The organism is Ruegeria sp. BHSA123 (assembly GCF_059613425.1).
On record NZ_JBXWSL010000002.1, the window covers coordinates 188,301 to 201,582 of the forward strand.

Annotated in this window: 17 protein-coding genes; 6 read left to right on the forward strand and 11 right to left on the reverse strand. The window is 55.9% G+C overall.

The window, feature by feature from the left end; translation table 11 throughout:
• Positions 1-83: 83 nt before the first annotated feature.
• Entirely contained in the window at positions 84-206 is a 123-nt protein-coding gene (locus AC2FNC_RS02005) for a hypothetical protein (protein WP_267366389.1), read from the forward strand.
• 184 nt (positions 207-390) lie between these two features.
• On the opposite strand, the gene AC2FNC_RS02010 is transcribed toward AC2FNC_RS02005, so the two are convergent.
• Positions 391-1,029 (reverse strand): MarC family protein, encoded by a 639-nt coding sequence (locus AC2FNC_RS02010; protein ID WP_209596212.1) that lies wholly within the window; start codon positions 1,027-1,029, stop codon positions 391-393.
• Between the two features lie 58 nt (positions 1,030-1,087).
• A complete protein-coding gene (locus AC2FNC_RS02015; protein WP_480516979.1) occupies positions 1,088-1,540 on the reverse strand; it encodes an iron-sulfur cluster assembly scaffold protein in 453 nt (150 codons plus the stop codon).
• 48 nt (positions 1,541-1,588) lie between these two features.
• On the opposite strand from AC2FNC_RS02015, the gene hisI reads away from it, so the two are divergent.
• On the forward strand, positions 1,589-1,978 hold the full coding sequence (gene hisI / locus AC2FNC_RS02020) for a phosphoribosyl-AMP cyclohydrolase (protein ID WP_480516981.1): 390 nt from the start codon (positions 1,589-1,591) through the stop codon (positions 1,976-1,978).
• Positions 1,979-1,981: 3 nt separating this feature from the next.
• On the opposite strand, the gene gluQRS is transcribed toward hisI, so the two are convergent.
• The 4 genes from gluQRS to AC2FNC_RS02040 form a co-directional block, all read right to left on the reverse strand.
• On the reverse strand, positions 1,982-2,863 hold the full coding sequence (gene gluQRS / locus AC2FNC_RS02025) for a tRNA glutamyl-Q(34) synthetase GluQRS (protein ID WP_496714510.1): 882 nt from the start codon (positions 2,861-2,863) through the stop codon (positions 1,982-1,984).
• Positions 2,860-3,474 (reverse strand): class I SAM-dependent DNA methyltransferase, encoded by a 615-nt coding sequence (locus AC2FNC_RS02030; protein WP_480505215.1) that lies wholly within the window; start codon positions 3,472-3,474, stop codon positions 2,860-2,862. Before AC2FNC_RS02030 ends, gluQRS begins: the two co-directional genes overlap by 4 nt.
• A 25-nt stretch (positions 3,475-3,499) precedes the next feature.
• Entirely contained in the window at positions 3,500-4,852 is a 1,353-nt protein-coding gene (gene trmFO / locus AC2FNC_RS02035) for a methylenetetrahydrofolate--tRNA-(uracil(54)-C(5))-methyltransferase (FADH(2)-oxidizing) TrmFO (protein ID WP_496714511.1), read from the reverse strand.
• A gap of 255 nt (positions 4,853-5,107) precedes the next feature.
• Positions 5,108-5,893, reverse strand: coding sequence for an enoyl-CoA hydratase (locus AC2FNC_RS02040; RefSeq protein WP_496714512.1), 786 nt, complete (start codon positions 5,891-5,893; stop codon positions 5,108-5,110).
• A gap of 58 nt (positions 5,894-5,951) precedes the next feature.
• Between AC2FNC_RS02040 and AC2FNC_RS02045 the strand changes: the two genes are divergently transcribed.
• The gene (locus tag AC2FNC_RS02045) at positions 5,952-6,395 is read left to right on the forward strand and encodes a PaaI family thioesterase (protein ID WP_496714513.1); all 444 of its coding nucleotides are present in this window, start codon (positions 5,952-5,954) and stop codon (positions 6,393-6,395) included.
• 60 nt (positions 6,396-6,455) lie between these two features.
• On the opposite strand, the gene AC2FNC_RS02050 is transcribed toward AC2FNC_RS02045, so the two are convergent.
• Positions 6,456-6,683 carry a DUF1127 domain-containing protein gene (locus AC2FNC_RS02050; protein ID WP_496714514.1) on the reverse strand — a complete coding sequence of 76 codons (228 nt, stop codon included), beginning with the start codon at positions 6,681-6,683 and terminating at the stop codon, positions 6,456-6,458.
• A 98-nt stretch (positions 6,684-6,781) separates the two neighbouring features.
• Between AC2FNC_RS02050 and AC2FNC_RS02055 the strand changes: the two genes are divergently transcribed.
• The 3 genes from AC2FNC_RS02055 (at position 6,782) to rpsI (ending at position 9,297) form a co-directional block, all read left to right on the forward strand.
• Entirely contained in the window at positions 6,782-8,185 is a 1,404-nt protein-coding gene (locus AC2FNC_RS02055) for an aminotransferase-like domain-containing protein (protein ID WP_480472704.1), read from the forward strand.
• A 161-nt stretch (positions 8,186-8,346) separates the two neighbouring features.
• Complete coding sequence (rplM, locus tag AC2FNC_RS02060) at positions 8,347-8,805, forward strand: 50S ribosomal protein L13 (RefSeq protein WP_480472706.1); 459 nt, start codon at positions 8,347-8,349, stop codon at positions 8,803-8,805.
• A gap of 6 nt (positions 8,806-8,811) precedes the next feature.
• The gene (gene rpsI / locus AC2FNC_RS02065; protein ID WP_209503959.1) at positions 8,812-9,297 is read left to right on the forward strand and encodes a 30S ribosomal protein S9; all 486 of its coding nucleotides are present in this window, start codon (positions 8,812-8,814) and stop codon (positions 9,295-9,297) included.
• A 68-nt stretch (positions 9,298-9,365) separates the two neighbouring features.
• Here the strand turns inward: rpsI and AC2FNC_RS02070 are convergent, their stop codons facing one another.
• The 4 genes from AC2FNC_RS02070 to AC2FNC_RS02085 are packed head-to-tail and all read right to left on the reverse strand — an operon-like array spanning position 9,366 to position 13,264.
• The gene (locus tag AC2FNC_RS02070) at positions 9,366-10,526 is read right to left on the reverse strand and encodes an ABC transporter substrate-binding protein (protein WP_480472708.1); all 1,161 of its coding nucleotides are present in this window, start codon (positions 10,524-10,526) and stop codon (positions 9,366-9,368) included.
• 25 nt (positions 10,527-10,551) lie between these two features.
• Positions 10,552-12,438 (reverse strand): AMP-dependent synthetase/ligase, encoded by a 1,887-nt coding sequence (locus AC2FNC_RS02075; RefSeq protein ID WP_496714515.1) that lies wholly within the window; start codon positions 12,436-12,438, stop codon positions 10,552-10,554.
• 5 nt (positions 12,439-12,443) lie between these two features.
• Entirely contained in the window at positions 12,444-13,217 is a 774-nt protein-coding gene (locus tag AC2FNC_RS02080) for an ABC transporter ATP-binding protein (RefSeq protein ID WP_480623043.1), read from the reverse strand.
• Positions 13,214-13,264, reverse strand: a complete 51-nt coding sequence (locus tag AC2FNC_RS02085; protein ID WP_496714517.1) for an ABC transporter ATP-binding protein C-terminal domain-containing protein — start codon at positions 13,262-13,264, stop codon at positions 13,214-13,216. The genes AC2FNC_RS02080 and AC2FNC_RS02085 overlap by 4 nt, the downstream gene beginning before the upstream one ends.
• Positions 13,265-13,282 lie beyond the last annotated feature (18 nt).

Consider the following 13,282-nt stretch of genomic DNA (forward strand, 5'->3'; position numbering starts at 1 on the left):
TCTCAAAAAGTTCTTTACCTGCGCTTGGAAATATGAGAACAAAAGGTCAACAAAGGATTAAAACTCTGACCGGAGGTGACCCTATGCTGACCCAGATCAAGACCGCTTTCAGCCGCGCGCAATCGACCATCCTGCAAGATGCCGTTGGCGTGTTGTCCTTGGTCGTGATGCTGATGGTGGCCCTTCACCTGCCAGTTGGTTTCTAAGCCTTTCTGCCTGCGATCTCGTGCCGAAATATCCGCGCTGTCATCCCCATTTCAGTCAAGGGTGACCTGCCTGTCCCAAACCCCTTGAGGGGCCATGCCTCGGCCCCGCGCGGTACACCGGACCCCACGCGAGACACGCAATACCTGCCGCCGCCCTTTCGCCCGGAAAGCGCGGCGGCTTTTTTTACAATTGGCCGGTTTTGAAGATTTCCAACAGTGCGGACAGGACTGAGTTGGCAGCAACCGAGGCCAAAATCATCCCCATTACACGGCTGATGATCGCCGCGCCTGAATGGCCGATCAGCCGAATGATGGGCTCGGCCAATAGCATCAGTACAAACGCAACCAGCAATACAGAAAGCATGACAAGCGCTGTGATACCCTGATCAGCGATACTGTAACGGTGGTTGTCGGTCAGGATAACGATTGCCAGCATCGCGCCAGGGGATGCCAATGAAGGCACGGCCAGCGGGAATATCGCCGGGTTCTGCTGGTGATACGCGTCTTCACGATCTTCTTCGGCTTGCCGTTGTTCGACCTCTTGTTTGCTTTCACCAAAGATCATCGTCAGGGCAAACAGAAACAGGATAATGCCGCCAGCGACCTGAAACGAATTCAGCCCGATATCCAGCGCTTCGATCAGCACCTGACCAAATACAAGGAAAAACAGCAATACGGCAGCACTTATCACGGCTGCTAACAGCGCTGTCCGCCGCCGGCCTGCCGCGTCCAATCCCGCAGTAACGGCGATGAAAACGGGAATTGTTCCAATCGGGTCGATAACGACCCAAAGCGTCACGAAATGCTCGAGCAAATTATTCAAACCCATCCCTCCTGAAATCTTGGCAGAGGGTAAACGGGTTTCCGCCAAATAGCTATAATCAGGCGCAGTTTGCCTGTTCAGCCTTCGCCATGGCCTCAGCCGTGGCATCCAGTACCAGCAAGATCGACGCATGGCGGTTCTTATAATCCCGAGCGGGCATCAGCACCTCAAGCCCGTCAAAAGGTGCATCGGGTGCAGGACCGCCATTCTTGAGCATGGCCGCCAACTGATCGCGCGCAGCTTCGACCTGCGCCCGCGACGCGCCAATTATTGCATCCCCAACGACCGAGGCAGACGCTTGCCCCAAAGCACAGGCCTTGACGTCCTGACCAAAGGCACTGATCTGACCGTCGCGAACCTTGATGTCGACAGTTACAGTCGATCCGCATAAAGGTGAGCGTTTCTTGACGGTTGCATCGGGATCTTCCAGTCGCTCAAGATGCGGAATATCCGCAGCCAGCGCCAGAATGCGCCCGGAATACAGCTTAATCAGGTCGTTCTCGCCGCTCATGGCTTTCCCTCGTCGTGTGTTACCCATACATAGTGGCCAGCCCACCGGATGCAAAAGGTTTTTCAGATGTCTGACCCAGTCGTGTTTGACCCCTCTAAATTGAGATTTAATGAGGCGGGTCTGATCCCGGCGATTGCGCAGGATGAAGCATCAGGCGAGGTTCTGATGATGGCCTGGATGAACGTGCAGGCGGTTGAAAAGACCCTCGAAACCGGGCGGGTAACCTATTGGTCGCGCTCGCGGCAGGCCTTCTGGATCAAGGGCGAAACCTCGGGCCATGTGCAGGAACTGGTGGATTTCCGGATTGATTGCGACCGGGATTGTCTATTGGTTCTGGTTCGTCAAACCGGTGCAGCCTGCCATACCAACCGGCGAACCTGTTTTTTTACCGCCGTTCGGGATGGGGTCGAGGCTGAACTGATGGCGCCAATGGAGTAGGGGTCAAAGCCCAACCATTCGGCGTATGTCGCTCGGGCTAGCCCCTTCGGCCCGGTATTTTGAGATCGCGCGGGCATCATCGCGTTTGGCCAGCCGTTTGCCTGCATCATCACGGATCAGGTCGTGGTGGAAATACTCGGGTGTCGGCAGGTTCAGTAACACCTGCAACAGAACGTGGATGCGGGTCGCGTCAAACAAGTCCCGTCCCCGTACCACCTGTGTAATACCCTGACCCGCGTCGTCAAGTACGACGGACAAATGATACGACGTCCCCATGTCACGGCGGGACAGAACAACATCACCTATGGTGGCAATCAACTCATCAGGCGAAAAGGTGACAATGCCGGTTTCGCCGCCCGGACCCGAACCCAGCTCAAGAAACTGATACCTGTCGGGGTTGCGGACCGCCTGACACGCCTTGACCACGTCCAATCGCAATGGGTCCTGAGTTGGACGAGGAAGTTCCGATAAATCTTTGCCAACAAACCTTTTTCCACAAGTCCCAGGGTAAACAAGCCCGTCGGGTCCAAGCATAGGTGCGCCTTCCTGCGGCGCACTGGTTGCAGCGGCGATATCTTTGCGATTACACGTGCATGGATACAAAAGACCCTGCGCCCATAGCTGATCCAGCGCCTTGTGGTAAAAGCCCAAACGATCCGATTGGCGCATCACGGGCTCCGGCCATGTCAGCCCCAACCATCTGAGGTCGTGGTAAATCTGATCCTCCCATAGCTGTCGCGAGCGGGATTGATCGATATCCTCAATTCGCAGCAGGAACCGGCCGCTTTCAGAAGCAGCCCGATCGCTGGCAACCAGCGCAGAATATGCGTGCCCAAGGTGAAGGGGGCCTGTTGGGGATGGCGCAAAGCGCGTTACGAGAGTCACGCTTTTTCTAATACATACACGTCAGAGTTAAGGTTGATACCGGGCAGGTGGGGGCCGTGTTCACGAAATAACAAACGTGCGGCCCCCATGTCGACCCAATCCGTCAGACGGCAGGTGAATTTATGGTCCGCCAACGCATGATCGTTCAGCGAAAAGCCAAGCAAACCACCCTTGGGCAACGCGTGCATCAACAAATCCAGTGTCTCGGGCGGGGCAGCACCTTTTCCGATCACTCCTATGGCAGTAATCATCGTGTACTCCCCACGCTTCAACGGCGCGGGCTTGGCGATATCGAATCCGGTCAGTGTTCGATAAACGCCCTTGCTGGCGGCTTCCTGAAGCATGTTCTCTGTTGGGTCCATCCCATCGATGACTTCAAAGCCAACAGCGCGCAGGGCAAGCCCCGACAACCCGGTGCCGCAGCCGTAGTCCAGAATTGGGGTCTGCGGCTTCGGTGCGAAAGACCACAAAGCCGCTGCTACACGGCCCGGCGTGGCGTAACCGTGTTCACCGACTTCCTTTTCATAGGTTGCAGCCCAGTTCTGATAGTGCGCTTCAGTCGCTTCAGGCGTGCCGAGGTTGTATGTGCTGTTCAGAAACGTGTCGTTCATTCCAGCATGCTAGGCCGAGTCCGCATTACGCGTCCAGACAGCAATGTTCCAACCAAGTACTCCATTCAGCTTTGGCCCGGTCGGTATAGGCCTTGTACCGGTCTTTACGACCCCGACGCCCGCCTTTCAGGCCATCCACGGGGCGAAACAGGCCGAAATTCACGTTCATCGGCTGAAAGGTCTTAGCCTCGGCACCACCCGTAATGTGGTGAATCAAAGCACCCATTGCGCTGTCTTGCGGAACAGCGGGCAGGTCACGCCCCAAAATCTGAGCAGCGGCAAACCGACCAGCCAGCAACCCCATCGCGGCGCTTTCTACATAGCCTTCCACACCCGTGATCTGTCCAGCAAACCGAATGTTGGGTTTGGATTTCAACCGCATTTGCGAATCCAGAAGCGTGGGAGAGTTGATGAACGTATTGCGGTGAATGCCGCCCAACCGGGCAAAGCTGGCATTTTCCAAGCCAGGGATCATACGGAACACGTCGGTCTGGGCGCCGTATTTCATCTTTGTCTGGAAACCCACGATGTTAAACAAGGTGCCCAATGCGTTATCGCGGCGCAACTGCACCACTGCATGTGGTTTCACGCCGGGCTCATGCGGGTTGGTCAGCCCGACCGGTTTCATCGGACCATGGCGCAGCGTTTCGCGACCGCGTTCGGCCATAACCTCGATGGGTAGACAGCCGTCGAAGTAACCTGTTGCCTCGCCTTCGTGAAATTCGGTTTTTTCTGCTGCCAGAAGCGCGTCTATGAAGGCCTCGTACTGATCCCGGTCCATCGGGCAGTTCAGATAGGCCGTCCGCTCTTCTTCGGTCTCGCCCTTGTCGTAGCGTGATTGCATCCACGCTTTGCTCATGTCGATGCTTTCGGCATAGACGATCGGTGCGATGGCGTCGAAAAAGGCAAGTGCGTCAGACCCTGTCTCGGCCTGGATGGACTGACCCAGCGCGGGCGACGTCAGGGGGCCGGTCGCAAAGATCCACTGGCCATCGCTGGGCAGGGTCGTCACTTCTTCGTCGGTTACCGTCACGCGTGGGTGGGCGCGAAGTTTTGTGGTCACACTTTCTGCAAACGGGTCACGGTCCACAGCCAGCGCGCCACCGGCTGGCAGGCGGTGTTCATCGGCTGTTGTCATGATCAACCCATTGGCGGCACGCATTTCCCAATGCAGCAGACCCACTGCGTTCTGCTCATCATCATCCGAGCGGAACGAGTTCGAGCACACCATTTCCGCCAGATTGCCGGTCTGATGTGCAAAGGTGCCGATGATCGGACGCATTTCGTGAATCACAACATCCACGCCCATTTCAGCAGCTTGCCAGGCCGCCTCTGACCCGGCCATGCCGCCGCCTACAATATGCAAAACTTGTGTCATGCGATGCCACATAGGGCAGACCACAATCGGGCGCAACTGAGGCAAAGCGGTTTCACGAATTTTATAGAAGGGGTCTTGGGGTCGCCGCTGCGGGATTGTCAGCGCTGGTGAGAGAGACCAGCTGGAGGGACCTTCCGCCCACGGCGACCCAAAAGTGTCCTGAGGCCTTGGCCTCGACCCAGCTTTGCCACAGTGTCGCCCTTTTGGAAAGTGCAAAATTCAAAACAGTGGCGAAAAATGTGCAAAACAATTGCATTATTGGGACCAATTTGGGGGACGTTTTTCGATAAAGGCTGAAATGCCTTCTTCTGTATCCCGGTACAGCATGTTCTGCGCCATTACGTCACCGGCATAGGCATAAGCCTGATCCAGCGGCATAAGAAGCTGTTGATAAAACGCCTCTTTACCGATTTTGACAGCGGATCCCAGCTTGGAAGCAACCAGTTCTGCCAGCGCATTGGCTTCGTGTTCAAGACGCGTCTCGGGGACAACGCGGTTGACCAAACCCAAATTAGCCGCACGTTCGGCTGATATGAATTCACCAGTCGTCAGCATTTCAAATGCCTGCTTTCTGGGGATATTGCGGCTGAGGGCCACCATTGGTGTCGAGCAGAACAAACCGATATTGACGCCGTTCACCCCAAACCTTGTGCCTTCCGCGGCGACGGCCATGTCACAGGTGGCTACCAGCTGACACCCGGCGGCGGTTGCAATGCCGTGGACCTGTGCGATGACGGGCTGGGGTAGGGACTGGATCGACATCATCATTTTCGCGCAGCGCGAAAACAGGTCATTGAAATAAGCTTTGCCGCCATCTTCGGACTGGCGTCCGGCCGTCATCTGTTTCAGGTCGTGACCGGCGCAAAAAACCTTGCCCTGACCCGCCAGGATCACAGCCCGGATCGACGTGTCTTCACGCAACGTGTCCAGTTCAACCTGAAGCGCCAACAGCATCTCGTCACTCAGCGCGTTCAGCCGCTCTGGGGCGTTCATTGTAAGCCGTGCAACAGCGCCGGTGTCGTTACGTTCCAGAATTGCCATCTTGCCCTCCAATCCCATGTTGGGCCAACTCTAGGTCGGTATGAGCAGGAGGGAAAGCATGGCGTTGGCAATGAACCGGGACGAACTGTCACAATACCTAAAGGAGGTTTTCCCACAGGTGCATAAAGACTTTGTCGTCGAGGACCTGACCGAAGATACAATCACCATGCGCCTTGTTGTGAAGGATCAGCATCTGCGGCCGGGGGGTACGGTTTCGGGACCATCCATGTTCGGGCTGGCTGATGTTTGTGTATACGCGATGGTTCTGGCGCGAAAAGGGCGTCAATCCCTGGCGGTCACAACGAACAGTTCCCTGGATTTTCTACGCAAACCAGCAGGCAACACGGACATGATTGCTATATGTCGCCTGCTGAAACTGGGCCGGACTTTGGCCATCGGTGACGTACTTATGTATTCCGATGGCGCGGAAGACCCTGTTGCCAGAGCGACGATGACCTATTCCCTGCCACCTGCAGGGTCCGCGGCCGCGAAATTCGGATAAAAAAGACCGGGGACAAGCCCCGGCCCAGGAAGAGGTCCCAATAATGGGACTGGGGATCAGTTAAATCTGCCAAAAATGGCGCTTTACCTCGCGGCGCGCATCATGGCGTGTCAGACCGACGTCTTTCAGCAAGCGGTCATCCAGATAACTAAGATTGACGCGGCTACGGCGACGACGCTTCCATTGAGTGACCGCTGCCGCAAACCGCACGGCCAGTGCAGCGGCCAGAGGCAGCCGGGGGCTGTCGGTCAGCAGCAGAAGGGCGGGGGTGTGCATTGTGCGTGTCATCTCGGAATTCCTTTCAATTGTATTGACACAAATCAGTTGTACTTGGTACACGTGACTGATACATTTGAAATTGTATCAAAAGCAAAGGAAGAATTGTAATGGATACAATTTGGCCAGAGGCGCTACCGAAATCCAAAGGACCGAAATACACTCTGGTTGCTGACACAATTCGAAAAGCCATAGATAACAAATCTTTGGAAGTGGGCGTCAAACTTCCTCCGGTGCGCGAACTGGCGTATCGCCTGCAAATAACGCCTGGCACAGTCGCGCGCGCCTATACAATCCTGACAGATGAGGGGTTGTTACAAGCCGAAGTCGGGCGTGGTACATTTGTTGCGCCGCCAAAATCGCCCATTCTTGACGACGTTTGGGCGCGGCAACTGCATCTTCGGGACGACAAATACAATGCCAATGTAAGTCTGTTCAGCCCTAGGTTGGCAGATATGGGGCAGGTGTCCCTGATCCGTGAATGTTTGAAAAAAGTGTCGCAAGCCGATCCGGGTTTGTTTCTGAATTACCCGACGCGTGACGCGTACCAGCCCGTGCGACAGGCGGTTGTGGACTGGTTGTCAGACCTTCCGCTGGGCGCACTGACCCATGATGATATTGTGTTGACACATGGCGGCCAGAACGGGCTTTGCGTTGTGTTTCAGACGATCCTGCGCGGGCCCAAACCTGTCGTACTGGTCGAGGACCTGTCTTATGCCGGGTTCCGTCGCGCAGGCGAACTGATGCGCGCGGAAGTGGTCGGTGTGAAGATGGACAGATGGGGTGTCGATCCGGCAGCGTTAGAACATGTTCTGCGCCACACGACAGCGCAGGCCGTCTGCGTGTCGCCAGAAGTTCAAAACCCAACGGGCGCACACACACCGTTGGAGCGGAGGAAAGAGATCGTTGAGATTGCCCGTCGCTTTGATTTGCAGATCATTGAAGATGATTGCTATCGCATGGGCGATGCCCGAGAGCCCAGCTTTCGGGCACTGGCGCCTGAACGGGGATGGCATGTGTCATCAATCTCGAAGATTCTGACACCGGCATTGCGTGTGGGTTTTGCTATCGCCCCCAGAGAAAAAAGTGTGGATCTGCGCCGGTCCGCTGAATACGGATATTTCGGATTGGCCCAGCCCTTGGCGGAATTGACCCGCCTTCTGCTGTCCGATCCGCGTACGCGTCAGATCGCCAAGGATGTGCGCACGCGGATGGGGGATTATCTACGCGTTGCCGTCAATACCCTGGGTGGGTTTGATCTGAACTGGGCCCCGGACGTTCCCTTTGTCTGGCTGAGCCTTCCGTCTGGCTGGCGGTCGGCTGCGTTCAGTCGCGCGGCCGAGCGGGAAGGGATACAACTCCGATCCGCCGACGAGTTCGCGCTGCGCGATGGACGCGCGCCGAACGCGGTACGTATTGCCATGAATGGTCATGTGTCACTGGAACGGTTCGAGGACGCGATGCAGCGCCTGCGTGTTCTATTGGACAATCCGCCTGAACAAATCAGCGTTTGAATATGGGGTAATATAATACCTATTTTCTAAGTATTTGGTTTTACATGCATAAATAAGACTAATGCCGCTTGACCTGCGTGCAGGCACCTCATAAAACCCGTCCATCGAATTCGGGCCGCTCCGCTGGGGCGGTCTTTCACATCAAACAGGACTATCCTGCCATGAAAACCTTTTCTGCAACACCTGCAGACATCGACAAGAAGTGGATCCTGATCGACGCTGAAGGCGTTGTTCTGGGCCGTCTTGCTTCGATCGTCGCCATGCGCCTGCGTGGCAAGCACAAAGCGTCGTTTACTCCGAACATGGACATGGGCGACAATGTCATCGTGATCAACGCTGACAAAATCCAGATGACCGGCAAGAAGCGCGAAGAAAACTTCTACTGGCACACTGGCCACCCGGGCGGCATCAAGTCGCGCACCAAACAGCAGATCCTGGATGGCGCACACCCCGAGCGTGTTGTCTTCCAGGCCGTCAAGCGTATGCTGCCAGGCAACCGCCTGTCGCGCCAGCAGATGACCAACCTGCGTATCTATGCCGGTGCCGAGCACCCGCACGAGGCCCAGGCCCCCGAAGTTCTGGACGTCAAGTCCATGAACAAGAAAAACACCCGGAGCTAATGACCGATGGTTGATCAGATCAATACTCTCGAAGAGCTGAGCGCCGTCGCAGGCGTTGAAACCGTGGCCGAAGAAGTCATCGTACGTGAACCCGTACGTGACGAGTTGGGCCGCTCCTATGCCACTGGCAAGCGTAAAGATGCTGTTGCCCGCGTTTGGATCAAGCCGGGTTCCGGCAAAGTCACCGTAAACGGCAAAGATCAGGACGTCTATTTTGCACGCCCCGTTCTGCAGCTGATCCTGCGCCAGCCGTTCCAGGTTGCCGGCGTAGAAGGTGAATTCGACGTTGTTGCAACCGTCAAAGGCGGTGGCCTGACCGGTCAGGCCGGTGCGGTTAAGCACGGCATCTCGAAAGCGCTGCAACTCTATGATCCGAACCTGCGTGGCGCACTGAAAGCCGCTGGCTTCCTGACCCGCGACAGCCGCGTTGTGGAACGTAAGAAATTCGGTAAGCGCAAAGCCCGCCGTTCGTTCCAGTTCTCGAAGCGTTAATTCGCCGGGAATACCCAAAAGAAAGGGCTCGCACTTGCGAGCCCTTTTGCTTTGCGCGGGTCAGGGATTCATTCTTCGTAAACGAGTTTCCACGCACCGTTTTCAACAACGTTGACGAACACAGTATCCGCGCCCTGATGGTCTTCAGGACCATAGGTTATGTGGTTGCCAACCAGATCGTCCTGATAATCCAGCGTTTCCATCGCTGCGATGAAACTGTCCTGCGTCAGATCAGGGCCTGCGGCCTCCAACGCCTTAACCATCATTTCAGCCGCCGAATAACCCAGCATGGCAAATCCGACCGGATCTTCGCCTGTGGCTGCCTTGTATTCCTCGATAAATGCGGCCGGGGCAGGTTGATCCGCGCGTGCCCAAAGGTCCTGCCATGAGGCTGCCGCGTAGAATCCATCGGTCACGCCACCAGGAACCTGCGCCACGACCGTCAGGAAACTGGCTGATGTGCCGAGAAATTTCATATCGGTCAGGCCCATTTTCTTAGCGGTGCCCACGACAGTGATCGCCTGCCGCACCCCAAGCGCCATGGTGACGATATCACAACCCTCTTCCTTGAGCTTGCTCAGCGATCCGACGAAATCTGTCTCATCCGGTTTATGGGTGGTTTCTGATCCAAAAGTGAGCCCGGCTTCTTCGGCTCCGGCCTTGCTGCCTTCTAGAATTTCCTCACCAAAATCTGTTGGCAGGTACATGGTGCAGACCGTCTTTGAGCCAAACTCGCCAGCCAGATAGTTCACACCGACACGCGCCTGATCGAAATAGGTCGAGAAGGAGGTGAACTTGTTCCGCATGGGTTCCTGCAACATCTGACGCGCAGCTGTAAGAGGCGCTACGTTGGGAATGCCTTTGGGATCCAACAGCTTGAACCCTGCCATGTTCATCGGCGTGCCAAGCGATTGCAGCATGGCAAATACCTTGTCGCGATTGAGCAGTTTGTTATAGCCCTGCATCGCACGTGGCATCTGATAGCCGTTGTCTTCGACCACGTAACGAATTTTTCGCCCGTGCACGCCACCGGCTGCATTCACCCGATCAAAGACGACATTTGCACCTTTGGTTGCCGGAACACCCACTGCGGCGAATATCCCGCTCAGGTCGTTGACAGAACCAATGACAATCTCATCATCGGTCACGCCCTGTGTTTGCGCCCAACCAAGTGTTGCCGATGCTGTCAGCAGTGATGCAGCCGCCAGACTGTTGCGTAATTTCTTCATCTCTTTCCTCCCGTTAATCTTTTGGTCAAGTGTACATGTCTTCGATCAGATGCCCGTGTTTCTTTTCAACCAGTCCGCGTTTCAGCTTCATCGTCGCAGTCAGTTCGTCGTCTTCAGCGGTCAGCAGGACGTCGATCAGACGGAAATCCTTGATCTGTTCGACCCGCGCAAATTCTGCATTAACAGCGGCAATTTCCGAACTGATCAACTGCCTGATTTCCGGTGCCGCGCATAGCGAGGCAAAATTCGAGAAGGGGATTTTATGGCCCTGCGCGTATTTTTCGACATTTTCCTGATCAATCATGATCAGTGCCGTCAGAAATTTGCGCCTGTCCCCGATGATGATTGCGTCCGCGACATAATGACTGAACTTAAGGCGGCTTTCGATCTCGGCTGGGGTGATGTTCTTACCACCTGCGGTGATGATGATATCCTTCAGGCGGCCCGTGATGGTGACATAGCCATCCTTATCTATTGACCCCATATCCCCGGTACGCAGCCAGCCATCGGCGGTGAAGGTTTCTGCTGTCTTCGCGTTGTTGCGCCAGTATCCCTGAAAAATGTTCAGGCCCTTTAGTTGGATTTCGCCATCGTCCGAGATACGAATGTCGCACCCTTCGACAACTTTGCCTATGGTTCCGATCTTATTGCTGTCTGTGGTGTTGAGCGTGGCGAGGCCCGAAGTTTCGGTCATCCCGAACCCTTCCACCAACGGCACGCCGATGGACCAGTACCATTTTAGCAGATCGGTCGAGATTGGCGCGGCGCCTGTTCCGCCTCGTCGCAGTTTGTCCAGACCCAACATTCGGCGCAGGTTTTTCAAAACCAGCTGATCCCAGAACCAGAATCTGGTGGCGACGCCGGATGGAACTGGTTGGCCTGCGCTCAGATATCCGGCACGGCGCGCACCAGTTTTTAATGCCAGGCCGAATGCCAGCCGCCCCAAAGGCGTGGCTTCCTGTGTCAGGATCTGGACGTGTGAGTAGATCTTTTCCCAAACCCTTGGCACCGCTGTGAAGGTTGAGGGCGAAACCTCCTGAAGGTTTGCGAAAACAGTTTCAGGGCTTTCGGCAAAATTGACAGTGCAGCGGGCCGCCAAGGGGAAATAGACCGAGACATTACGTTCCAGAATGTGACACAGAGGCAGGAAACACAGCTGTTCATCGCTGGGCAGCGCTGGCAGCACCCGTGCAGCGGATTCGATGGCGGCCAGGATGTTTTCATTGCTAAGCATTGCGCCTTTCGGCTGACCGGTTGTACCCGACGTATAGACCAGCAAGGCAATGTCCTGCGGTTTGGCCAATGCGATTTCCGCTTCGAAGCGCCCGGGCTCGGCCAGTTCCGCCTCTTGGCCCAAGGCGAACAGCTCGTCGATCATCATGCAGCGCGGATGGTTCAGGTCATGCAGCCCTTCGTCCTCGAGGATGATCACCTTGATCAGATCAGGAACCTCGGCCTCAATTCCCAGAAACTTGTCCAGATGCTCTTCATCCTCGACAATCAGAAACCTGGTGCCGCTGTCGTTGACCAGGTATTGCAACTGACTGGCGGAATCCGTGGTATAGACGCCGGAAGCTATACCGCCAACGCCCTGAATGCCCATGTCGAGCCATGCCCATTCCTTGCGGTCCTCGGACAAGATTGAGACCACATCGCCGCGTTCCAGTCCCAGCTTGCGCAAGGCCAGCCCGATCCATTTGGCATGCTGCCAGTAATCGGCCCAGGAATAGGATTTCCAGATACCCAGGTCTTTTTCGCGATGCGCCGTTCGGCTGCCCAGTTCAGCACATCGGCGTTGGAACAACTCTGCAATGGTGATGCAGCCATCAACGCGTACCGGGCGCTGCCCTGCCGTTGCGTTGAACTGAACGCCGTTTATCATGACCTGAGGGGGTAGGGGCGTGGCGTCCATCCGTCTTACCTCCACGTCTTTTTCCGCTTCCAGCGGCGGCTTTCGCGCGCGCCTTCTTCCTGTTTTCCAAGATAAAAGCTCTGAATATCCTCGGATTGCAAAAGCGCATCCGCGGCCCCGTCCATGACGATGCGACCCACCTCCATGACATAGCCGTGATGCGCCAGTTCCAACGCCGCATTGGCATTCTGTTCAACCAGCAACATCGTCATGTTCTGTTCTTCGTTCAGACGTTTGAGAATGCCGAAGATCTCTTGCACCAGCAGAGGGGACAGGCCCAGAGACGGTTCATCCAGCAACATGATACGAGGCCGGGCCATCAATCCGCGCCCTATGGCCAGCATCTGTTGCTGTCCGCCCGAAAGGGTTCCGGCCTCTTGCGACCGACGGTTTTTCAGAACCGGAAAATAACGGAAGACCAGCTCACGATCCTGTTCGATCTGGTCTTTGTCTTTGCGGGTGTAGGCGCCGAGGCTTAGGTTTTCATCAACCGTCAGCAGTGGAAAAACTTCGCGCCCTTCCGGGATGTGAACCAACCCGCGCTGGACAACCTTGTGCGGTTCCCAGCCCTGAATGTCGCCGCCATCAAAGGTGATTGTTCCCTTTTCCGGGTCCATCACGCCAGAGATGGTTTTCATCAATGTGGTCTTGCCCGCGCCGTTTGCGCCAAGGATCGACACGATTTTCCCTTCGTGAACATCCAGCGAAACGCCCCGAATGGCCATAATGGGGCCATAAAAACTTTCGATATTGCGGACTTGCAAGATCGGGGCGTTCATGAGGCTTTCCCCAGATATGCCTCGATCACGGCTGGATGCGATTGCACGTCTGCCGGAGACCCGAG

What these genes read in the sequence shown, in the direction of transcription:
- AC2FNC_RS02080 (WP_480623043.1), bottom strand. Translation starts at nt 13,217, where the DNA reads ATGAACGCCCCGATCTTGCAAGTCCGCAATATCGAAAGTTTTTATGGC.
- AC2FNC_RS02030 (WP_480505215.1), bottom strand. Translation starts at nt 3,474, where the DNA reads ATGAACGACACGTTTCTGAACAGCACATACAACCTCGGCACGCCTGAA.
- AC2FNC_RS02005 (WP_267366389.1), top strand. Translation starts at nt 84, where the DNA reads ATGCTGACCCAGATCAAGACCGCTTTCAGCCGCGCGCAATCGACCATC.
- AC2FNC_RS02015 (WP_480516979.1), bottom strand. Translation starts at nt 1,540, where the DNA reads ATGAGCGGCGAGAACGACCTGATTAAGCTGTATTCCGGGCGCATTCTG.
- AC2FNC_RS02070 (WP_480472708.1), bottom strand. Translation starts at nt 10,526, where the DNA reads ATGAAGAAATTACGCAACAGTCTGGCGGCTGCATCACTGCTGACAGCA.
- AC2FNC_RS02050 (WP_496714514.1), bottom strand. Translation starts at nt 6,683, where the DNA reads ATGACACGCACAATGCACACCCCCGCCCTTCTGCTGCTGACCGACAGC.
- AC2FNC_RS02045 (WP_496714513.1), top strand. Translation starts at nt 5,952, where the DNA reads ATGGCGTTGGCAATGAACCGGGACGAACTGTCACAATACCTAAAGGAG.
- AC2FNC_RS02040 (WP_496714512.1), bottom strand. Translation starts at nt 5,893, where the DNA reads ATGGCAATTCTGGAACGTAACGACACCGGCGCTGTTGCACGGCTTACA.
- hisI (WP_480516981.1), top strand. Translation starts at nt 1,589, where the DNA reads ATGCAAAAGGTTTTTCAGATGTCTGACCCAGTCGTGTTTGACCCCTCT.
- AC2FNC_RS02055 (WP_480472704.1), top strand. Translation starts at nt 6,782, where the DNA reads ATGGATACAATTTGGCCAGAGGCGCTACCGAAATCCAAAGGACCGAAA.
- AC2FNC_RS02075 (WP_496714515.1), bottom strand. Translation starts at nt 12,438, where the DNA reads ATGGACGCCACGCCCCTACCCCCTCAGGTCATGATAAACGGCGTTCAG.
- rplM (WP_480472706.1), top strand. Translation starts at nt 8,347, where the DNA reads ATGAAAACCTTTTCTGCAACACCTGCAGACATCGACAAGAAGTGGATC.
- rpsI (WP_209503959.1), top strand. Translation starts at nt 8,812, where the DNA reads ATGGTTGATCAGATCAATACTCTCGAAGAGCTGAGCGCCGTCGCAGGC.
- trmFO (WP_496714511.1), bottom strand. Translation starts at nt 4,852, where the DNA reads ATGACACAAGTTTTGCATATTGTAGGCGGCGGCATGGCCGGGTCAGAG.